The sequence below is a fragment of the Halovibrio sp. HP20-59 genome, from assembly GCF_033052795.2.
Taxonomy (GTDB): domain Bacteria; phylum Pseudomonadota; class Gammaproteobacteria; order Pseudomonadales; family Halomonadaceae; genus Vreelandella.
In genome coordinates this window covers 151,481-171,608 of sequence record NZ_JAWJUW020000008.1, presented here as the reverse complement: position 1 = coordinate 171,608, position 20,128 = coordinate 151,481, and the positions used below count along the sequence as shown (strand labels likewise).

Below are 20,128 nucleotides of genomic sequence, written 5' to 3'. Positions count from 1 at the left end.
CCAGGGTCTGATCTCGGTACTGGATACGGTAAGATGGCTTAAACGTTCTGCATGAACCGCCGTGGTACGGAACCGTATGCCCGGTGGTGTGAGAGGACAGGGGAGGCGACTCCCCTTCCTACTCGATGCTGATGAAAACCTTTTCTATTCAAAATAGATAATAGTTAATATCGACATTTGTAAGCTTTTGATTACAAATAATGGCTATTCCCTACATTTTTTTAACTAGCGACTCCCCTCAAAAGCCCTTAATATCCCACCACAGCTAAATTGCTGCTTTGCACAACGAAAGCTGCGTATAAGAAAATCATCGAGGCCCCCTGAAAGGAGTGGACCCCATGCCACAGTCAGTTGACCAAGCCCAACCGTTGGAAGTAGACATCATGGAAGTATGGGCTCAGCGTGCCCAGCAACAACGCGCTGCGTTTGATGCCATTAAGGCCTATTTACGCTAAGGAAGTCTTTCATCGTGCCCTTTCTCAGCGCGCCAAACGCCTCGTTAATGCGAGGCGTTTGGCGCGCCGTTTACAACCAGTCCATTTCAGGCGCTTCAGTGGTCTCGAGCTTAGAAAGGTAGGCGTCTTGTAGGATATACATCCGCTTTACATCGCGATATTGGCCATTGATAAAGAATTCCTGCACCAAATGGCCTTCCTCAATAAAACCGCTCGCCTTATAAAGATGAATCGCTTTGACGTTATCTACCGACACGATGAGATACACTTTGTGAAGATTTAAAATCGTAAACGAGTAGTGCAGCGCCTGTTGGATAAGCGGGCGGGCAAACCCTTTGCCTTGGTGGTCGGGGGTAATAATGATTTGGAACTCGCCGCTGCGATGGATATAGTCAATCTCAATCAGCTCTACCAGGCCAATGGCGTTGCCATGGCTATCTTCCGCGACAAATCGCCGTTCGGCATTATCATGAATATGCTTGTTATACAGCTCCTCTAACTCGTCAAACGATTCATACGGCTCTTCAAACCAATACGACATGATGCTTTGGTTATTATTTAGCTCGTGGACAAAGCGCAGGTCGTTACGCTCCAGTGCACGTAAATACAATGTATGTCCCATCGCCCGCTATCCTTATGAACACTTGTTAAGAATACTCGCTTTCAACTGACTAGCTACTAGCACCGGCTACTGAACTTGGTCATGCTATTTGCTCACACGCTGAAACGAAAATAGCGCGGCCAAAGGGTGCTCTCTACCCTCAATAAGCGCTCGCAGCAGCTTGGCACCAATCATGCTGTAGCTGATCCCATTACCACCATAGGCCATGGCAAAGTGAACGCGCGGACCCTGGGCATCATGAGGGCCAAAAAACGGCAGGCCATCGTCGGTTTCGGCAAAGGTGCCACCCCAGGAAAACGTCGGGTTGATATCGAGCCTAGGCCATAGCGCCTCTATCTTTCTTACTAGCCCTTTGGCCTTCTCTTCTACCCGCGCATCGCGGCGTTGGGGAATATCTTCATCGTCATCATCACCGCCCACGAGAAGGCGACCATCCCGCGTAGTACGCATATAAAGGTAAGGCCGTGCAGACTCCCACATCATGGTGCGGCGTAACGTGCTTAATGCCTTTGGTGGTAACGGGTCAGTGATAAACGCGTAACTGCTGCGATTAAACGCCACCGCCTCTGGCAGCCAGGCTTGCGACTCATACCCAGCGGCCATCACCAAGTGCTGGCAACGCAGCTTGGCACCATTGGCCAGCGTGAGCGTGACACCCTGATCGTCCGGCGCCATCGTCTCCATTTGCGTGCGGTCATATACCTCTCCCCCACGTTCGACAACCTGAGCAAATAGCTGATAAGCCATGCGATAAGGATCCATGCTGGCTGCTAACTGGGTAAGAATAGCGCCAGGCGCCTCAAAGCCGTACTCCGCTAAAATAGCATCGCGCCCAAGCCAAGCGGCCTCAAAACCGTATTTTTGGCGCAGTGCCAACTCTTCTTTGAGTGGCGCAACATCTTCTTCGTTACTGGCATAATAAAGACTTTGCTGGCGCTCAAAATCCACATCGCCCATACCGGCGGCCAACGTCTCAAGCTCACCGATAGCCTCGGCACAGGCACGATAGGCGAGGACTGCATCAGCCTCCCCGTAGCGCTTGGCCAAGTCGGTCATATGGGTATCAATTTCATACTGAAGCAAGGCCGTGCTAGCAGCTGAGCTTCCCCAGCCCACGTCCCGTCGCTCAAGTACCACCACATGGTGACCGTGACGGCTCAGTTCATCGGCGATTAAGGCGCCGGTAATGCCGCCCCCAATTACCGCCACCTCGCATTGGTGATCGCGCATCAACTGGGGAAAAGTTTTCAACAGGCCATTTTTGACCGCCCAAAAGGGGTAACCGCTTTTCAGATCCATCTGATTGCCTATGCTAGTTCAACGTGCAGTATGCTGTTAACCATAGATGGTTCCTGCGAACTTGCTTGATAAAGCCTGCTTAAGTAGTCGCTTCTACATTAAAAAGGAAATGCCCATGATTGATTTACGCAGCGACACGGTAACCCGCCCCACGCCCGCTATGCGCGAGGCCATGATGACCGCGCCGGTAGGCGATGATGTGTGGGCCGATGACCCAACAGTGAACGCGTTTCAAGCTAACTTGGCCGAACAGGCAGGCAAAGAGGCAGCACTACTGTTTCCCAGCGGCACACAAAGCAACCTGGTGGCACTGATGGCTCACTGCGAGCGGGGTGATGAATATATTGTGGGGCAGTACGCGCATACCTATCGATGGGAAGGTGGTGGCGCAGCCGTATTGGGTAGCATCCAGCCGCAGCCGATTGAAAACGCCGCCGACGGCAGCCTGCCCCTGGAGAAAATCAGCGCGGCGATTAAAGCCGATGATTTTCACTTCGCCCGCACTCGCCTGCTGGCACTGGAAAACACCATCGGCGGCAAAGTGCTGCCCGCAGATTACGTCTTGAAAGCCACCGAACTGGCCCGGGAACGAGGCCTGGCCACACACTTGGACGGGGCGCGACTGTTTAACGCCGTCGTAGCGAGCGACATTCCTCTTAAACAGCTTTGCCTACCGTTCGATAGCGTGTCGCTGTGCTTCTCAAAAGGCCTGGGAGCGCCCATTGGCTCGGCACTGGTCGGTTCACAAGCATTGATCGACCGCGCCCGTCGCTGGCGAAAAGTGGTGGGTGGCGGCATGCGCCAATCAGGCATTATTGCCGCCGCCTGCCAGTATGCGTTAGATCATCACGTGGCGGACCTAGCAGGCGATCATCACCGTGCAGCGCGACTTGCAGAAGGCTTAGCGAAGCTGCCAGGGGTCGAAATCACCTCCCAGGCGACTAATATGGTATTCGCGCATTTCCCTGACGAACACGTTCAGCCGCTCTCCGCCTGGCTCAAAGAGCATGGCATTTTGATTGAGCTACTCTATGCCACGCGTTTCGTTGCACATCGTGATATTAGCGATGCAGATATCGACAAGGTCATCGCGGTGATGGAAGCGTATTTCAGCCGGCATTAAAGGCTAGATGCACGGCAATGCCCGCCATCATCAAGCCAATCAGGCCATCAATGGTGCGCCAGGCGTTAGGCTTAGAAAGCCAAGGAGACAGCGCAGCACCTCCCCAGGCCAGCAGGCTAAACCAGAGTATCGAAGCGGTAGATGCCCCCGCCACAAAAATACCGGCGCTCTCCTGCTGGGCGCCAATGGCGGGTATCAGCAGTAGCGTATCCAGATACACTTGGGGGTTGAGCACGGTGACGGCTAGCGTGGCAAAAATCACTTTCATTAAACTGGGCGCTTTGGCCGCTTCGGCGCTTAGCCCTTGCCGCCCGCTGACTGCCCGAAATAACGCCTGCGCCGCCAGCCAACTTAAAAACACCACGCCCACCCAGCGCATTGCCTCCAATGCGCTGGGCATGGTCAGCAGAAAAGCACTCACCCCAAACATGCCTGCCGTGAGCAGGATAATATCCGCACTCATGCACAAGCCAGCCGACCACCAATGGTATTCACGACGAATCGCCAGCCCTAGGATATAGGCGTTTTGCGCCCCAATCGCCATGATAATCCCACCGCACACCACCAGCCCGGTGATATAACTTTCCCACATTGTCCTGCTCCCATTGCCAGAATTAGCGTCGCGTCAATTAACCTGGCAATAAAGTAACTGGGAATGATGATTACTAAAAATCATCCTGCTAATGGAGTATTAGTTTTTCTTATAAAGAGGTATTAATGAGACATGGAATAAAATTGAGCAATTAGTCATCAATTACCCATTCACCCGAGCCACCGCGTCGCGGCTGGCGGCTTCTCGCTGTTCGCCGGTGAGTTCTACCAACTGCCCCTGGCGCATTTCCAGCAGCCGGTCGGCCTGGTCGAAGTAGTGGTCATCGTGGCTGATCACTACCAGTGTCTTACCCAGCGCTCTGAGCTGGGGTAATAGCTCACGATAAAAGACCCGACGAAACTGCGGGTCTTGGTCGGCTGCCCACTCGTCAAGCAACAGCAGATCGCGTTGTTCAGCGACCGCCAGCAGCATCGCCAGGCGCTTACGCTGTCCCTGGGAGAGATTTATATTGGTGATGCGATCGCCGTCGAAATCGAGCTTGCTGTGCATACCAAGGGCTGCCAGCCACTCCTCCACCAGCGCCGGGTTGGGTGACTCGCCCGCGGGGCCCATCAAACGATCAAACAGGTGCAGATCGGTGTAAATGGCCGAGAAGTGCTGGCGATAGCGTGTCCAGTCTTCTTCCCGCAGCGGCCTGCCATCGACTCGCACGCAGCCGCTTTGAGGCTGGTAAAGCCCAGTTAGCAGCCTCGCCAAGGTCGATTTACCGCTGCCGTTACCGCCGATCAGAAATACCACCTCGCCGCGCTTCAAGGTCAGGTCGATAGGGCCGATGGCAAAACCCTGCCGAGATTCCTCGTCCGGATAGCGATAGCTAACTTGTTCCAGGGCTAGCACCTGCCAATCATGGCGCAGCGCAGAGTGCTCGAACGCCTTATGGTGCTCGGCCAGGTCTAAACTGTTGATTTTTTCGAACGCCACTCGAGCATTGATCAAGGGCGGAAAAGCGCCAATCGCCTGAATCAGCGGCGCGCGCAGAAATAGCAGCGTGAGTGAGAAGGTGGTGGCTACCTGCGCGGATGCCCAGCCCAGGCCGTTTGCTAAAAAGAAAACCACGCCGATGGCGCCCAGCATCATGATATTGAACCAGTTCACCGCGCTGAGATGGTAGGTGTCGCCACGAATGATATGCCGCCGGTACTCCTCGGCGTTGGGGGTGTAGACATCGCGATATAGCCACTCGGCTCGGTCGCGGTTGAGCGCCAGTTCCTTGCGCCCCTCAATGACCGCCTGGTAATCCGCGTAAAGGCGGTCTTCAGACTCACGCAGCTTGGCCATATGCTGATAAACCCGAGCCACTAGGCGCACGCCCACCAGGATAGTGCCAATCACCCATAGCGCGGTAACGCCTAGCATGGAAGGCGATAGCCAGCCCAAGTAAAGGGTTACCCCCACCGTCAGCACCCCACCTTGCACCAGCTCCGGCAAGCGAACAAAGGCGACGGTGATATAGCGCACGTCGGTCGATAAGCTGGCCATCAAGCGCGCACTACCAATCTGCTCAATCCGCTCGATACTGGTATCCAGAATCCGCTTGATCAACTGCCCCCGCAGCCGGTAAACGAAATGGTGGCCCAGCGTGGTCAGCGCCAATTGAGATGCCAGGGTAATAACCAGTAACAGCGCTATCAGCCCCAGAAACTCAGGCAGGATTCGCCAGGGGTCAGTAAAGGTACCCAACAGCCGCTGATTAATAAAAGCGATAACACCGATGCCCAGGCCCGCACTTGCCAAGCTAAGCACTACCACGGCCACAAACGGCCAGCGATAATCACGCCATACAATCCTTAACAACTCCATGAACAAGGCCTCCGGGCGGTTATTTGCGTCGGCGCTTGGCCGGTCTATTTTCGGGTTTCAACGGGCAGCCGCCGCAAAGAGACTCGCCGGGGAGTCGGTACTTGATGCAACACAGCCGCCGCACCCGAGCAGGCGTTTCACCGCCCAATTCCAGATAACGCACCGGCTGATAGAGCGGATTACAACGCCCATCGGGGAGCGTCTTGGTGGCGAGGTAATCCAGCAGCGGCTCGCCTGCGCCGGTAAAGGCGGGATGCTGCGAACAGGTCTTGCCCACGAACTCAACATAGTGACCGAGATTGCTCCAGAACACCTTGGCAGACAGCCCAGAGACCTCGGCCAGGGCCTCTATAAGCGGCGCACAGTGATCATCGAAGAGGCTGCTGAAGCGTGCCTGGAGTGCTTTTGAGGCCAGCGGTACGCCTCCATGCGGCAACCAGATACGGGCTGTCTGGCCATGATCACCCAACGCCAGCTTCAGTTCATCCCCACCCACCGGCAGGTCGTAGCCCAACAGCAGGTTGGCCACCAGCGCCGGTATAGCGACGCTGCTGAAATGAAATTTTGACCATATCGAAGCCACGGCCAGAAAGTCGGCGTCGTCACCTTGGCTGCGGCCATAACGCACCAACTGCTCGCTTAAGAAGTCTCGATCCAGCAACGCAGAGGCCGCTAGCGTCGGTTCATCTGGTTGACCAAACGCGGGGGCCTTCATTTTATCCATCGGTGGCTGTTGGTAGAGCGCCAACAACGCCTCCGCAGGATCCATTGCGGCACAAAGCCCGCTCGGCTGGGTCGCCAGGTTCCTCATAGCCGCCGCAGCCCCCACATAAAGTAAGCCCCACCAATCAGTGAAGCGACCAATCCCGCAGGTATCTCATAGGGGAAAATAATCTGACGCCCCACCCAGTCAGCTAACACCATCAATAGCATGCCGATCAACGCAGCACCCAGCAGGTGCTGCCCTGCACGGGAGAAGCCCACCAAGCGCGCCATGTGCGGCGCGAGTAGACCAATAAACGAAAGCGGCCCAACCACTAGGGTGGCGCAAGCGGTGAGCAGTGCCACCAGTAACAGCAACGCCAAACGGGCACGGTTAAGCGTTACCCCAAGGGCCTTGGCCGTCGGTGCGCCTAGGGGCAAGATATCCAGCCAGCGGGTGAAAGGCAGTGTAACCAGCGCCAATACCGCGGCAATGCCCCCGACCACCACGGCGTTGGTGATATCCACGTAATAAGTGGAACCCGCCAACCAGGCGATTACCTGCTGGCCACGCGGATCGCCGCCTGCCAGCATCACGCTGCGAACGGCGTCAAACAACGCACTGACCGCCACCCCGGTGAGCAGCAAACGCTCGGGGAGATAACCGCTCTTGCGGTTGATCCCCACCAACACCAGCAGCGTCGCGAAAGCACCCAGGGTACCCACGACAATCAGCATCATATTGGTGGGCGCAGGCAGCAGGAAAATCCCCAAAATCAGCGCAATGGCACAGCCACCGCTGATACCCAGTACTTCGGGGCTGGCCATGGGGTTGGCGGAAAGGCGCTGGAGAATAGTTCCCGCAATCGCCAGCATTAAGCCGCTGGCTGCAGCCGCCATCACTCGAGGCAGGCGCCACTGCATCACGTTCCAATTATCCGGCGACAATAAGTACCAGCCATCAACACCCTGACCCACTAGCAGTCCAAGCAGCGTGGCGCCAAGTAACGCGAAGATCAATCCGGTGGCCAGGCGAGAAGGCGCAGGATGACGATGGGCGAAAACACCCGCCCCTTGCGGCGGCTTATCACCCTGCAGTTTCAGGCGTGGGATCAGCCACATTAACAGCGGCGCCCCCAGGGCACCGGTAATCGCCCCGGTAGGAATAAAGGCTGCCACCATGCCACCGAACTGTTGCAGCAGCAGATCCGTGGTCGCCAGCAGCACCGCCCCCAGCAGGGTCGACCATAACAGCCGTGGGCCCAACCGGCGTGCCCCGGCCATGCGCACGATATTAGGCGCTGCCAAGCCGATAAAACCGATGATGCCCACCACACTGACAATGCTACCGGTAATAAATACTGCCAACCCCATCCCCGCAAAGCGCAGATAGGTCAGCGAGACTCCCAGGCTCTTGGCGCTGGCATCATCCAGCTCCAGTACCGCCAAAGGGCGTAGCAAAAACCACGCGGCCACGCAGCTAATCGCCAACCGAGGCCAGAGCACTGCGACGCCGTCCCAACCGTTTTGCGCCAGTGAACCCGCGCCCCAGATCAGCAGCCCCGAGAGCGCCTCATGGTTAAACAGCAGCAGCGCCGTAGAGAGCGCTCCCAAGTACAGGTTAACTACCAGACCAGCCAGCACAACCACGATCGGCGCCAGCCCGCGCCGCCAGGAGAGCAGAAAAACTAATCCAACCGCCAGCGCACCGCCCAATAAGGCGACCCATTCGCGCCCGGCGACAAGCAGCCCCGGCGCCAGCAAGGTAGCGGTCATCAGCGCCAAATTAGCGCCCGACGCCACCCCCAGGGTGGTGGGCGAGGCCAGCGGGTTGCGCAGCACCTGCTGCATCAGCACGCCTGCCAACCCCAAGCCGCCCCCGGCGAGCAGGGCGATCGAAAGGCGCGGCCACCACGCGTAGTAAAGCAACAGCTCGTCAACGTTCTCAAAAGAGGGGGCCACTAATGCCTGCAGGCCCAGCGCAAAACCGCCCTGGCTCTCTAGGCCCACCCAAAACAGCACCACCATCGGCAGGCTAAGTAATAGGCAGGCTTTAGCAGGCGACATTCCCCCCATTCTTTGGGTAAATTGCGCGGCGCCTAACATAGCGAGCACCCTTTTGTGATAACCGGACAGTTCGCCAAAAGAGACGTGGTAGGCAGCAGCGTCATTTTCTTAGCCTTACTATTTATGCAAACGAGTTTATGGAAATTAGCGATTGAATAACTAACAACGATTCTAAATGATAATAATTAGCACTACAATTGACTCCTTATATAAAGGAGACATCACAATGGCAGCCAAACCGAGCTACCGGCTTTTTGATATCACCCTCGCGCGGCGCACCCAAGTCAGTGCCTCATTAGTCAGGTTTACTTTCACTGGCCCGGAAGTCAGCCAAATGGCGACCTACGCCCCGGATCAGCGCGTCAAGCTGTTCTTCCCCGAAGGCGGTGGTAGTCTCGATCCGCTGTTTGAGATTGCCAAGCTGGCAGAGCACGACTGGTACGGCGCCTACCGCGCACTGCCGGATGCCCAAAGACCCTCAGCGCGCACCTATACCATCCGCGCCCTGCGCCCGGAGCAAGCCGAGGTGGACGTAGAATTCGTGCTACATGGTGACAATGGCCCCGCCTCACGCTGGGCAATGCACGCCCGCCCGGGCGACCGCTTAGCGATGACAGCCCCCGACGCCATTGCGGAAGGCCCAAAGCTGGGCTACGAGTGGAAGCCGCCCCAAGGTGTACGCCGTATTCTGATCATCGCCGATGAAACCGCCCTCCCCGCCGCCGCCGGCATTCTGGAAACCCTTGATGATTTGCCGCTCAAACCCAAGGTCGAAGCGCTGTTTGAAGTGCCCCGTAGCGACGATGTTCAGCCGCTCCCCCAGGCCGCCAAACTGCACTGGCTGGCTCGCGAAAATGAGCCCGGCTGCCAGCACGGTGAGCTGCTGATGAGGGCGCTGCGCGATATTGATTTACATAAGGAAATTCAAGCGCTAGTCGGCACTCCTGCTACAGCCACTACCTACGACGAAAGCGACGATGAGGACGGCCCACTCTGGGAACCCGCCACCCAGGACGACAGCGCGCCCTTCTATGCTTGGATCGCCGCTGAAACCAAGGTCGCCATGAAACTGCGCCGCTATTTGGTCAACGAATGTGGGCTACCCAGGCAGTACGTTACCAGCATGGGTTACTGGCGCCAGGGCAAGGCCAATGGTTAAAGGCGCAGCCAACAGCACAGCAATACACAGTGATCAGGAAAGCACGCTGGCTCAAACACCTATTGGTTGGCGAGACAGTCCCAGCCACTACGGGCGCATAAGCCGTGCACTTCACTGGCTGACCGCCGCGCTGGTCACGCTGCAATTTACCGTGTTGCTGGCCTGGCGAGGAATGGGCGAAAACGTTATCACGCTGTTCTTGGCGAGCATCGGGCCTCACGGCTCGTTAGGATTTATGATTCTGATCGTGACGCTGGCTCGCCTTGGCTGGGCATGGATAAATCGCAAACAGCGCCCGCCCCGCACGCCAGGGCTAGGTGGGCGCTTGGCGCGCTTTGCCCATATAACCTTTTATGGGCTACTAATGTGGTTGCCCGCTTTCGCTATTTTACGCCAGTACGGCCGCGGCGGGGCGCTGCGCTTTTATGGCATGGAGCTGCTAACCGAAGCGGAACGCGACATCACCTGGATGATCGCCCCCGCCGAGCTCCTTCACGGCCCGCTCTCTTGGCTGCTAAGTGGATTAGTCATCGGCCACATAACTATGGCGCTGACTCACCGTTTCTGGCTCAAAGACCGGGTACTGGCGCGTATGGTGGGGGCGAATTAATAAAATTTTAACCAACTGCTTAAAAATTACTAAAAGCTAACTCAAGGCGGCTAGGCGTCAGGGATAATTTTGGCGAGAGTGAACCACTGATATGACCTCAATGCGATCCGTCACTTGGTAGACAACGATAAAATTTGGATGAGCAACAATTTCTCGCGTACCCGGCAAGCGGCCCACTTGATGTAAGTAAGGATGTTCAGCCACTGAGGAGACAGCTGCTTCAATACGAATACGCAGCCGCCGAGCGGCTTGAGGATCGCGCTCAGCGATGTATACAACAAGCTCAACCAAGTCGTTAATCGCCTCGTCATGCCAGTGGATAAGCAGACTCACGAAACTCCGCCGCTTTGGCGTTGCTCCGCGTCGGCGATGATCGCATCAATCTTGGTCATAACTTGGTCATGAGGCATTCCTTGGCCCGGGTTGTCAATGCTGTGCTGAACCTTGGCCTTGAGCCAACGATCATAGCTATCGGCTTGTTCCTGCGTCTCGAATTCCGAAACGATAGGATCTAGCTGGGTATTCATGATCATCTCTCCTCGGTTACCTATACAGTCTAATTGATACTCCTTATTTTAACATCTTCCTCAGAAGCTCCCAGCTCCGCGCCAGTCGACTGCTCGTCAGCCGTTTGCTCAGCACCCAACAGCTTGCCGCTCTCTAGCCGCACCAACCGATCCGCGAGGTGGAAATAGCGGTCATCGTGGGTGATGACCAGCACCGCTTTGCCCATGCGTTTTAGCTCGGGCAACACCTCGCAGTAAAACACCTCTTTGAATAACGGATCCTGATCCGCCGCCCACTCGTCAAACACCAAGAAGGACCGATCCTCAAGGTAGGCAACCACCAGCGCCAGACGCTTACGCTGGCCCTGGGAGAGTGCTTGGGTGGTAAACGCACCGTTTTCAACCCGCACCTTGTGCTGCAGGTGCAACTTGGCCAGCAGGCGATTGCCTTCCTCGTCCAGGCCATCACGCGGTGCCTCTAACAGGCGTTCAAAGAGATGGAAGTCTGAGAAAACCACCGAGAAGAGCTGCCGGTAGGCATCCCAGCCATCCGCTTCGACCCGCTCGCCATTGAGCAATACCTCGCCACCTTCAGGCGGGTAAAGCCCCACCACTACTTTGGCCAGCGTGGTCTTACCGCTACCGTTACCTCCTACCAGAAACACCACTTTCCCCGGCGTAAAGCTCAGATTAATCGGCCCCAACTCAAAGAAGTCATCGCTCTGCTCGTGGTAGTACTGATGGGTGACGTCGCGCAACTCAAGACGCTGCAAAGCAGGCACCTGAGGTGACGCTTGCCTCCCCTCCCCCTGGGGCATCTCTCGTGTGATGACATCAATTCGACTAGCGGCTACCCGCGCCATATTGATCCGCGGAATATTGATCAGCAAGCCTTCAAGGGGCGTCACCATAAACACAAACACCAGGGCAAAACCGGTCATTACCTGGGTTTGGTTAGGCCCATCGCCCGCTAACACAAACAGCACCAGGCCAATAAAGGCGTACATCAGGAACTGCCCCCAACTGGTCGAGATTACGAACAGCGACATGCCATAGGTACGCAGTCGCCGCACGCCTTCAACCGACTCCCCCAGTATCTGATCCATAAAGACCCGGCTCTTGCGTTGGTGTAGCCGCAACTCTTTTGCACCATCGGTCAGCGCGCGGAAATGTCCAAACAGACGATCCTGCTCGGATGATGCGGACTGGAGGTAATGAATAGCGCGTAAGTGCACCAGGTGGTAACCGACAGCACCCAGCCCAATCACCCCCAGTGCAAACAAAAACACCTGCCATGAAAGCATTGCCAGATAGCCCAAGCACCCCACCACGATGACCGTATTGGTCAAAATCACCGGCAAGCTAACGAACAGCACCGCCACGTTGTTGCTGTGCTCGGTGAGTGCCGACTGGATCCGCGCACTGCCCACACGCTCGAACTGAGCAAAGGGGGTCTCGGCCACGCACTGGGCGACAAAACTGCGCAACTCCGCCAGAGCACGCTGCCCTAACCGCTCAAACAGCGCCGTCGACACCATCCGACAGACCATTAGGGCCACGGCGATACCCGCGAAAGCCCAAGCCGCACTGGCACGGCTGGCGGAGTCGCTGGTTAACGCCGCATTAATTTGGGCAATCAGCATCACGCTGAAAAGCCCCGAGAGAATGCTGGCCAGCGCAGCAGCGGTCATCAACCCGCGAGTTCGACGAATCAGATAGGGAAGCACATTCACCTCATTGGAAAGCCATTAGAAAAAGCGACTGGAAATCGGCACCTATCTCTAATGACGAACCGCTCGCGTAAAAAGTTAACCAATTTTATGTAAACAAGCCTCATTCTCATTCGTCATTAAATAAGGAAGTCAGTAACGCCGCCCTCCGGCGGGGTGATTTTAATTCGTTTCTTTGATTCGTTCTTATTGATAGGAGCTTAGCGGTGTCCAGTTCTGTCCAGGCACAACCACAGGTACCCTCTGAAAGTCACGCGGTGGCCTCGCTGATCTCACGCCCCGAGGGCTACGCCTATCAAGTCAGCTACGAGGTCACCACGCAGTCGCTTTATGTGAAGGGTGATCAAGAGCGCCTTGAGTGGGCACTGGTGGATGACAACCACTGCTTGACGCTGCGCTGGCCGCAGCGCTCAGCACCACCGTTCCCGGCACTGCTTGCCGCTATCGAAGGCGCTTTTGCCTTTTACCCAGGCACTGTTGCATTACGCCTTCAGCTACCTAGTGCTTTGCACGCCAACCTTTGTGTCGCCGGCATCGCGGTTAAAGATAGCCATGGAGAGCTCTGGGCCTATGCAGAGCTCTTTTGGCAGTTACCCACGCTTTGGCTTAACTCGCCCCCCACGCGCCCTTACCCGCAGCAACCCATATTGGAGAATGGAAAGCGACACCCACGCCGTCCGCCGCGCCCTAGTGGCACGGTCTATCAGCGCCATATTGCCTGGCTGAATGCCACCCTGAGTTTCCGAGTGCTTGACCTGGAACTTGATCTTGAACGCTTTAACCGCTGGATGAACGACCCGGTCGTCGCCCACTTCTGGGAAGAGCAGGGTGATCTGCAACAGCACCGCGAACGGCTGGAGAGCACGTTGCAAAATTCCAGCGTGGTACCGCTGATTGGCTGTATCGACGGTGAGCCCTTCGGTTATTTCGAGACCTACTGGGCCAAGGAGGATCGCATCGGCGCTTATTATGACGTCGGTGACTTTGACCGCGGCTGGCACGTGCTGATCGGCGAAGCCGCTTTTCGCGGGCGGCCTTATGTCGCCGCTTGGCTGCCCTCTATCTCTCACTACCTGTTCCTGGACGACTGCCGCACCCAGCGCTTGGTGATTGAACCCCGCGTGGATAACGCCAAGATGCTGCGCAACCTTGCCCAGTGCGGTTATGCCCATGTAAAGGCGTTCGATTTCCCCCATAAGCGGGCCATGCTCGGCATGCAGCTACGCGAACACTTTTTCAACGAGCGCTGCTGGGTTCCGCAGCCCTCGCACCCTGGGTCAGCCCCACGACCCGATCCACGCTTCACCCCATAGACACATCAGCCACGAGGACTCTTATGCATATTCACGATTTGATCGGCATCGGCTTCGGCCCCTCCAATATTGCCCTGGCCATAGCTCTCGACGAACAGCGCCAGGCAGGGCAAGCGAAGGATGCCTTGTTTATTGAGCGCCAGCCCTGCTTTGCTTGGCACCCGCATATGCTGCTGGAAAATGCCCATATGCAGATCTCTTTTCTCAAAGACCTCGTCACGCCGCGCAACCCTGGGAGCCGTTTCAGCTTCCTCAATTACCTCCACAGCAAAGGCCGCCTGCAGGACTTTATCAATCTACAAACTTTCTTCCCCAGCCGCCACGAGTTCAATGACTACCTAAGCTGGACTGCCAGCCACTTTGAACACCAGTGCACCTATGGAGAGGATGTGTTTGAAGTGCTGCCCGAAACTGATAACGACGAGGTCGCCTACCTCCGCGTGCGTTCACGGGATGAGAGTGGCGCGGTGCAGGAAAGACTCACCCGTTCATTGGTAATTAGCGTGGGGGGCGCGCCCAATGTGCCTGAATGCTTCGCCGGGCTAAAAGACGACCCACGGGTCTTCCACTCCAGCCACTATCTGAGAGAGCTGGCGAAGCAAGACGCCCCCAAACGCATCGCCGTGATCGGTGCCGGCCAGAGCGCCGCTGAGATATTCCTTGACCTGCACGGCCGCGAAGGCATCCAGGTGGATCTTATTAGCCGGGCATGGGCCTTTAAACCCTCCGACGATAGCCCCTTCGTCAACGAGATATTCAACCCCGAATACACCGATTACGTGTTCAACAACCCCACCGGCCAGCGGGAAGCACTGCTGCAGGAGTACAAAAGCACCAACTACTCAGCCCCTGACTTGGCGCTGATTCAGGAGATTTACGATGTGTTCTATCAGCAAAAAGTGACCGGCCAGGCTCGCCACCGCTTCCGCCGCCGCCATGAGGTGATCGGCAGCCAAGCAGGCCCTGAAGGCGTTGAGCTAAATGTGCGTGATTTGGAGAGTGGCCATACGGATATCACCCGCTACGATGCCGTGGTGTTAGCCACCGGCTATGTACGCGACACCCATAAACAGCTACTGGCCCCTGTTGCAGACTACCTGCCTGAATTTGCCGTCAACCGCCACTATCAGCTCTATACCAAGCCTGAGTTCAAACCTGCGATCTTCCTGCAAGGCAGCTGCGAGCCCACCCATGGTTTAAGCGATACCCTGCTGTCGATTTTGGCAGCCAGGACAAGTGAGATCTGTGAAGTGCTTAATGAGGCACTGCCAACATCCTATTCAGGAGTATCAACTCCCTCACTAGTAGGCGCGGACTAACCAAGCACTATTAACGCATGGCCGCTTTCTCAGAGCGGCCCCTAATACCGAGACTTACGCCCATTATGTCCTTACATCCTGATGTCGCCGCTTTCTTAGACCTGGTCGCCGATAGCAGCAATCCGCCTTTCCACTCGCTCTCACCACAACAGGCACGCGCTGCCTACGAGGCATCATCACAGATGCTTGATGAGCCAATATCTAACGATGCAACGGCACTGAGCATTACCTGTCGAGATGGCCACCCTCTTGAACTACGCCGCTACCAAGGCGAGCAGTCTTTAGCGCCCACCCTGCTCTACTTCCATGGTGGCGGCTACCTACTGGGCAGCCTGGATTCTCACGATTCGCTCTGCCAAAGCATCGCTCAAGCAACTGGCTACACAGTGTTGGCTGTCGACTATCGCTTGGCCCCCGAGCACAAGTTTCCGACGGCTTTTCACGATGCTGAAGATGCCTATTGCTGGCTGCTGAAGCATGGCGAAGCGATGGGCATCGATACCTCACGTATCGCCGTGGGTGGTGACAGTGTAGGTGGCACCCTGGCCACGGCTCTTTGCATGTCAGCGCGTGATAATGGTTGGCACCTTCCACGCTGCCAGATTTTGCTCTACCCCTGTACCAGTGCCTGGCAGGACAGCGAGTCTCACCGCCGATACGCACAAGGCTACCTGCTGGAAGCAGACACCCTGCAGTGGATGTTTGGCCACTACCTAAATAGCGATGAGGAACGCCACGACTGGCGTTTTGCGCCGTTGGAGGCTGCGAAACTCAAAAACCTACCACCTGCCTTCATCGCCCTGGCCGAACACGACCCCCTAGTCGACGAAGGCATCGCCTACGTGAATCGTTTACAGGAAGCGAACGTGGATACCCAACTGACTATATACCCCGGCATGGTGCATGACTTCGCACGCCTGGGCAGCATTACGCCCGATGCTACCGGTCAAGTACGCGCGGATATCGCCAAAGCACTTCAGCACCATCTTAGTAAGCACCCCAGCCCTGTTGATTTTTAATTTCCTCCCATGGGGCACGGCATGATTGGTGCCGTGGCGCCTCTTGCTGCAGGCACCATTTTGAGCAACAGGTGGTTGCATGTAAGCGCAAACTCAGAGCATAATACTAATGATAATAATTGTAATTAACATTTATTTCGTTAAGGTTATGGGTAAATGCACTCAACGTTAATAATGAGAAGTCATCATCAGAAAGAGAGAACCTTCGATTTGAATAGTAAGTACCATCGACACGTCATTATAAATTTTATTTATAAATCACGATACGGTTTCAAAATGCGGCTGACAAAACTTGCAGTTATATTGATCACATATTTTACATTTTGTAACATAGCTCATTCCGATACAAAGCAGCCAATCCTAACCTTCGACTGGGCTACAGCAGAAACATTAGCCATGTTAGATGTCAAGCCTTTCGGTGTAACGTTACTGAAAGGATACAACACATGGACAAACGGAGAATTAATTCCAGTTGGGACTATAGATCTAGGCTTAACTCCTATGCCAAACCTTGAGCTAATGTCACACATAGAGCCCTCTCTGATATTGGTAAACAATGTACGCCTGAGCCAAGCTCTTGCGCGCATCGCCCCCACCGAAAACGTCTCCCTTTTTCCTATTACGGGAGCCCCTTGGACGGCGACTCTAGACTTCACTATGGCGTTAGCGGAGCGCCTGAGTCTTCAGGAAGTTGCTCAGCGTTTCATTGATGAATCTGAGCAGCAGCTTTCCAGATTAAGCTATCGGCTACCTGACAATCAGAAGCCAATTATTATAGCCCAGTTCAGAGATGAGCGGCACGTTTGGATATATGGTCAGAACAGTTTACTTCAGGGTGTTTTAGATCAACTCGGTCTTACCAATGCCTGGGATAAGCCAACCAGCCACGCTGGAGTTTCTGTCGTCAGCATTGACGAACTACCTACCATTGAAGGACAACTGGTTATTATGAGGAGTCCTCTTTATATTTCTACCATTAGTGATCGCCTCAATCACAGTGGACTCTGGCAAGCTTTATTAAGTCTACGTAACAGCAGTACTGTCTATATCCCCGTAGACTACTGGCCTCTAGGGGGGCTCCCCTCTGCCATGCGATTCGCCGAGGCTCTTGTAGAAGTCCTTGAGGATACATAGATTCTCTTGGTCAACGACATTTGACGCCCAAGAAAAAGCATGCTTCTAGCAACATAAGCCAGCTCTTCTTCGCCTGAAAATATTGTCCGGCAAGCATTCAGGCAACGATAGGATTGATCGCGTCCTCCTTCTAGCAAGAAACCACACTCTCTAACTTTCAGACATCCCTAGTGTTGACTTCGAGCCACATATAATGATAATACAAACGATAACAATTAATATTTACTAAAGATAAAACGAAAATCATCCAAGGAGAACATTTATGAGTCAACTCACTTACCGTAAGCGGTGGCTAACGACCGCCATTGCGGTTGCTGCTTATAGTGCTTCCGCGACTGTGCTTGCTCAGGATGCTACATCGGCAAATAGCTCGGACAGTGATAACAGTGAACTTTCTAAGCTAACGGTTACCGGAGAGCGTTTGCCCTATGGAATGACCGAAAATAGTAATTCTTATACGAGTGAAAGTACTAACATCGGTTTGGTGCCACAATTAGTACAGGAAACACCTCAGTCAGTTAGCATTGTGACACGAGAACGCCTAGACGACCAAGGAACTACCTCTCTCTCTGAAGCCATGCGCAACGTCACGGGCATCACCGTAAACGGGTATGGAACCAATCAGTTCGAGATCAAGGCACGAGGCTACTCTATTGATTCCTTTCTCATGGACGGTAGTCCAGTCCAGGATGTTGGCGGCGCATGGGGAAGCACCGGGGTATTTGATACAGCACTACTAGACCGTATTGAAGTGCTGCGTGGGCCAGCAGGCATTCTCCATGGTTCCGGGGAACCCAGCGGCACCATCAATTTGGTTCGCAAACGTGCTTTAGCTGAAAACCAAGCTTCTGCCTCTCTTTCTGCAGGTACGGAAGATGCTTATCGAAGCGTTGTCGACGTTACCGGCGCACTAGACAGCGAAGGGCGAATTCGGGGGCGCTTCGTCGGCGTCTACGATGATAGAGGATCCTTTATTGACCACGTATATTCAGAGAATCAAATCGGCTATGGCACCCTTGAGTTCGACTTATCTCCTAGCACCACAATGTCACTGGGCGTTACGGTACAAGATGAAGAGTTCCGACCCAACTCTGGATTACCGGCATACAGTGATGGCTCCCTGCCTAATGTAGACCGCTCTACCTTCCTCGGATCCGACTGGGACAAACAAACGGCAGATTCACAGCGCTATTTTCTGGAGATTGAACATCGCCTCACCAACGGTGGCGAACTAACGCTCAAAGCCAACAGGTTGGAGCGCGATGCAAGCCAAAGGAAAAGCAGTGAAGGTGTGCTTACAGCCGATCAAGATACTGGCGACTTTGCTATCCGACAAATCGATCTCGATTTTGAACAGCAGGACGACTATCTAGAGGCGCAAGTTAGATCCCCCATCCAACTAGCAGGACGTGCCCATGAAGTAGTAGTAGGCGCGAGTTATCAGAATCGAGACCGGAATAGCTATTGGGTATACGGCGACCCTATATACCTTCCCCAGAATTTGTTTGATCCCGTATACAGACGCTCTGAACCAGATTTCGATGGAGACCGCAGTAGGTCTGAATTTAACACCAAACAGTACGCTGCTTATGCTCAAGCACGCTTCAATGTTCGAAATAACCTTACTGTCGCCCTTGGTGGCCGCTTCAATCGATGGAAAACTGACAATTACACTGATTTTACTAGTGGTAATGCATCCGGTGATGACGGCACTGAGTTCATTCCTTATGCCGGTTTGATCTATCGCTTGAACGAAGAACTCAATTTATACACTAGCTACACGGGTATACTTGAGCCGCAAACGGCTGTGGGTAGCAATGGCGATGCTATCAAACCAAGAGAAGGTGAGCAGTACGAGGTCGGCATTAAGGGCTCCCATGCAGGAGGCGACTTGAACTGGCATGCCGCAGTTTTCCGAATTGAAGACTCAAATCGCGCCTATACGGATCCTAACAACCCTGGTTTCTCTATTCCCATTGGCGAAACAAAGAGTGAGGGCTTAGAGTTGGAAGTCAGCGGTCAACTGTTACCCCGCTTGGATCTCAGTGCAGGTTATGCCTATACACAAACTGAGTACGTGAGAGATGCTAGCTCCGAGGGGCTCACGTTCTCGCCGGACACTCCAGAACATAACTTTAACCTATGGTCACGTTACCGCTTCAGCGAAAACCCAAATCAGGGTTGGCGCCTTGGTGCTGGTTTAAATACTGTCAGCAACATGTATACCGAAAGCGGTGATACTCGTATCGAACAAGGAGGCTATACCACTGTGTCTGCCATGGTAGGCTATCGAGTAAATGAGAACTTGGATCTTTCATTAAATGGCAACAACCTAACTGATAAAGAGTATTACTCCTCAGTTAGGGGAGCAACACGAAACAACTACTATGGAGCGCCACGCAACTTCATGATAACAATGAAGTATGACTTCTAAAGATTAGAAAAAGAATATTTTATATATTAACCAGCCCCTATAAGGGGCTGTTTTTTTATTAAAAACATTTCTCAAACGATGCATATATTTATCTTAATCTTTTACTTCCAGGAATTCTTATTCCTTAGTCTATAGAGATCATAAAGCTCTATAGATTTCCCTACAAGTAATTTAAAAAAAACAGGCGATTGAATCAATCGACTGACTAAGATGCATAAAAAAA

The 20,128-nt window shown here is 54.4% G+C and carries 17 protein-coding genes; 8 read left to right on the top strand and 9 right to left on the bottom strand.

The genetic code is table 11. The features are described 5' to 3' along the window. Positions 1–525 precede the first annotated feature (525 nt). Both speG and RZA33_RS11450 read right to left on the bottom strand, forming a co-directional pair. Positions 526–1,077, bottom strand: a complete 552-nt coding sequence (speG, locus tag RZA33_RS11455; protein ID WP_317507843.1) for a spermidine N1-acetyltransferase — start codon at positions 1,075–1,077, stop codon at positions 526–528. Positions 1,078–1,161: 84 nt separating this feature from the next. Next, positions 1,162–2,376 (bottom strand): FAD-dependent oxidoreductase, encoded by a 1,215-nt coding sequence (locus RZA33_RS11450; protein WP_317507842.1) that lies wholly within the window; start codon positions 2,374–2,376, stop codon positions 1,162–1,164. Between the two features lie 115 nt (positions 2,377–2,491). Between RZA33_RS11450 and ltaE the strand changes: the two genes are divergently transcribed. After that, entirely contained in the window at positions 2,492–3,499 is a 1,008-nt protein-coding gene (gene ltaE, locus RZA33_RS11445; RefSeq protein WP_317507841.1) for a low-specificity L-threonine aldolase, read from the top strand. Here the strand turns inward: ltaE and RZA33_RS11440 are convergent. From RZA33_RS11440 to fhuB, 4 genes are all read right to left on the bottom strand, one after another. Next, the gene (locus RZA33_RS11440) at positions 3,486–4,091 is read right to left on the bottom strand and encodes a LysE/ArgO family amino acid transporter (RefSeq protein ID WP_317507840.1); all 606 of its coding nucleotides are present in this window, start codon (positions 4,089–4,091) and stop codon (positions 3,486–3,488) included. The two genes, ltaE and RZA33_RS11440, sit on opposite strands and share 14 nt — an antisense overlap. Before the next feature lie 162 nt (positions 4,092–4,253). Beyond that, a complete protein-coding gene (locus tag RZA33_RS11435) occupies positions 4,254–5,912 on the bottom strand; it encodes a multidrug ABC transporter permease/ATP-binding protein (RefSeq protein ID WP_317507839.1) in 1,659 nt (552 codons plus the stop codon). A 19-nt stretch (positions 5,913–5,931) separates the two neighbouring features. Next, entirely contained in the window at positions 5,932–6,723 is a 792-nt protein-coding gene (gene fhuF, locus RZA33_RS11430) for a siderophore-iron reductase FhuF (RefSeq protein ID WP_317507838.1), read from the bottom strand. Further along, positions 6,720–8,720: a Fe(3+)-hydroxamate ABC transporter permease FhuB gene (gene fhuB / locus RZA33_RS11425; protein WP_317507837.1), complete on the bottom strand. Its 2,001-nt coding sequence runs from the start codon at positions 8,718–8,720 to the stop codon at positions 6,720–6,722. Before fhuB ends, fhuF begins: the two co-directional genes overlap by 4 nt. Before the next feature lie 187 nt (positions 8,721–8,907). Between fhuB and RZA33_RS11420 the strand changes: the two genes are divergently transcribed. Then, positions 8,908–9,840 carry a siderophore-interacting protein gene (locus RZA33_RS11420; RefSeq protein ID WP_317507836.1) on the top strand — a complete coding sequence of 311 codons (933 nt, stop codon included), beginning with the start codon at positions 8,908–8,910 and terminating at the stop codon, positions 9,838–9,840. Beyond that, positions 9,833–10,450, top strand: coding sequence for a cytochrome b (locus RZA33_RS11415; protein ID WP_317507835.1), 618 nt, complete (start codon positions 9,833–9,835; stop codon positions 10,448–10,450). Before RZA33_RS11420 ends, RZA33_RS11415 begins: the two co-directional genes overlap by 8 nt. Positions 10,451–10,507: 57 nt before the next feature. Here the strand turns inward: RZA33_RS11415 and RZA33_RS11410 are convergent, their stop codons facing one another. From RZA33_RS11410 to RZA33_RS11400, 3 genes are read right to left on the bottom strand one after another with little or no spacing between them, the layout of a single operon-like run. After that, complete coding sequence (locus tag RZA33_RS11410; protein ID WP_317507834.1) at positions 10,508–10,783, bottom strand: type II toxin-antitoxin system RelE/ParE family toxin; 276 nt, start codon at positions 10,781–10,783, stop codon at positions 10,508–10,510. Next, a complete protein-coding gene (locus RZA33_RS11405; RefSeq protein ID WP_317507833.1) occupies positions 10,780–10,977 on the bottom strand; it encodes a stability determinant in 198 nt (65 codons plus the stop codon). The genes RZA33_RS11410 and RZA33_RS11405 overlap by 4 nt, the downstream gene beginning before the upstream one ends. 29 nt (positions 10,978–11,006) lie before the next feature. Further along, positions 11,007–12,683 carry a cyclic peptide export ABC transporter gene (locus RZA33_RS11400; protein ID WP_317507832.1) on the bottom strand — a complete coding sequence of 559 codons (1,677 nt, stop codon included), beginning with the start codon at positions 12,681–12,683 and terminating at the stop codon, positions 11,007–11,009. Positions 12,684–12,892: 209 nt separating this feature from the next. Here RZA33_RS11400 and RZA33_RS11395 point away from each other — a divergent pair, with 209 nt between their 5' ends. The 5 genes from RZA33_RS11395 to RZA33_RS11375 all read left to right on the top strand — a co-directional run bounded on the left by RZA33_RS11395 (position 12,893) and on the right by RZA33_RS11375 (position 19,905). After that, positions 12,893–13,999 carry a GNAT family N-acetyltransferase gene (locus RZA33_RS11395; protein WP_317507831.1) on the top strand — a complete coding sequence of 369 codons (1,107 nt, stop codon included), beginning with the start codon at positions 12,893–12,895 and terminating at the stop codon, positions 13,997–13,999. A 23-nt stretch (positions 14,000–14,022) separates the two neighbouring features. Then, positions 14,023–15,318, top strand: coding sequence for a lysine N(6)-hydroxylase/L-ornithine N(5)-oxygenase family protein (locus tag RZA33_RS11390; protein WP_317507830.1), 1,296 nt, complete (start codon positions 14,023–14,025; stop codon positions 15,316–15,318). A 65-nt stretch (positions 15,319–15,383) separates the two neighbouring features. Continuing rightward, positions 15,384–16,337 carry an alpha/beta hydrolase gene (locus RZA33_RS11385; protein ID WP_317507829.1) on the top strand — a complete coding sequence of 318 codons (954 nt, stop codon included), beginning with the start codon at positions 15,384–15,386 and terminating at the stop codon, positions 16,335–16,337. A gap of 156 nt (positions 16,338–16,493) precedes the next feature. Beyond that, positions 16,494–17,471 carry an ABC transporter substrate-binding protein gene (locus RZA33_RS11380; RefSeq protein ID WP_317507828.1) on the top strand — a complete coding sequence of 326 codons (978 nt, stop codon included), beginning with the start codon at positions 16,494–16,496 and terminating at the stop codon, positions 17,469–17,471. A 262-nt stretch (positions 17,472–17,733) separates the two neighbouring features. Further along, positions 17,734–19,905: a TonB-dependent siderophore receptor gene (locus tag RZA33_RS11375; protein WP_317507827.1), complete on the top strand. Its 2,172-nt coding sequence runs from the start codon at positions 17,734–17,736 to the stop codon at positions 19,903–19,905. Positions 19,906–20,128 lie beyond the last annotated feature (223 nt).

What these genes read in the sequence shown, in the direction of transcription:
- RZA33_RS11375 (WP_317507827.1), top strand. Translation starts at nt 17,734, where the DNA reads ATGAGTCAACTCACTTACCGTAAGCGGTGGCTAACGACCGCCATTGCG.
- RZA33_RS11440 (WP_317507840.1), bottom strand. Translation starts at nt 4,091, where the DNA reads ATGTGGGAAAGTTATATCACCGGGCTGGTGGTGTGCGGTGGGATTATC.
- RZA33_RS11390 (WP_317507830.1), top strand. Translation starts at nt 14,023, where the DNA reads ATGCATATTCACGATTTGATCGGCATCGGCTTCGGCCCCTCCAATATT.
- fhuF (WP_317507838.1), bottom strand. Translation starts at nt 6,723, where the DNA reads ATGAGGAACCTGGCGACCCAGCCGAGCGGGCTTTGTGCCGCAATGGAT.
- RZA33_RS11435 (WP_317507839.1), bottom strand. Translation starts at nt 5,912, where the DNA reads ATGGAGTTGTTAAGGATTGTATGGCGTGATTATCGCTGGCCGTTTGTG.
- RZA33_RS11415 (WP_317507835.1), top strand. Translation starts at nt 9,833, where the DNA reads ATGGTTAAAGGCGCAGCCAACAGCACAGCAATACACAGTGATCAGGAA.
- ltaE (WP_317507841.1), top strand. Translation starts at nt 2,492, where the DNA reads ATGATTGATTTACGCAGCGACACGGTAACCCGCCCCACGCCCGCTATG.
- RZA33_RS11405 (WP_317507833.1), bottom strand. Translation starts at nt 10,977, where the DNA reads ATGAATACCCAGCTAGATCCTATCGTTTCGGAATTCGAGACGCAGGAA.
- RZA33_RS11380 (WP_317507828.1), top strand. Translation starts at nt 16,494, where the DNA reads ATGCACTCAACGTTAATAATGAGAAGTCATCATCAGAAAGAGAGAACC.
- RZA33_RS11385 (WP_317507829.1), top strand. Translation starts at nt 15,384, where the DNA reads ATGTCCTTACATCCTGATGTCGCCGCTTTCTTAGACCTGGTCGCCGAT.
- speG (WP_317507843.1), bottom strand. Translation starts at nt 1,077, where the DNA reads ATGGGACATACATTGTATTTACGTGCACTGGAGCGTAACGACCTGCGC.
- RZA33_RS11420 (WP_317507836.1), top strand. Translation starts at nt 8,908, where the DNA reads ATGGCAGCCAAACCGAGCTACCGGCTTTTTGATATCACCCTCGCGCGG.
- RZA33_RS11450 (WP_317507842.1), bottom strand. Translation starts at nt 2,376, where the DNA reads ATGGATCTGAAAAGCGGTTACCCCTTTTGGGCGGTCAAAAATGGCCTG.
- fhuB (WP_317507837.1), bottom strand. Translation starts at nt 8,720, where the DNA reads ATGTTAGGCGCCGCGCAATTTACCCAAAGAATGGGGGGAATGTCGCCT.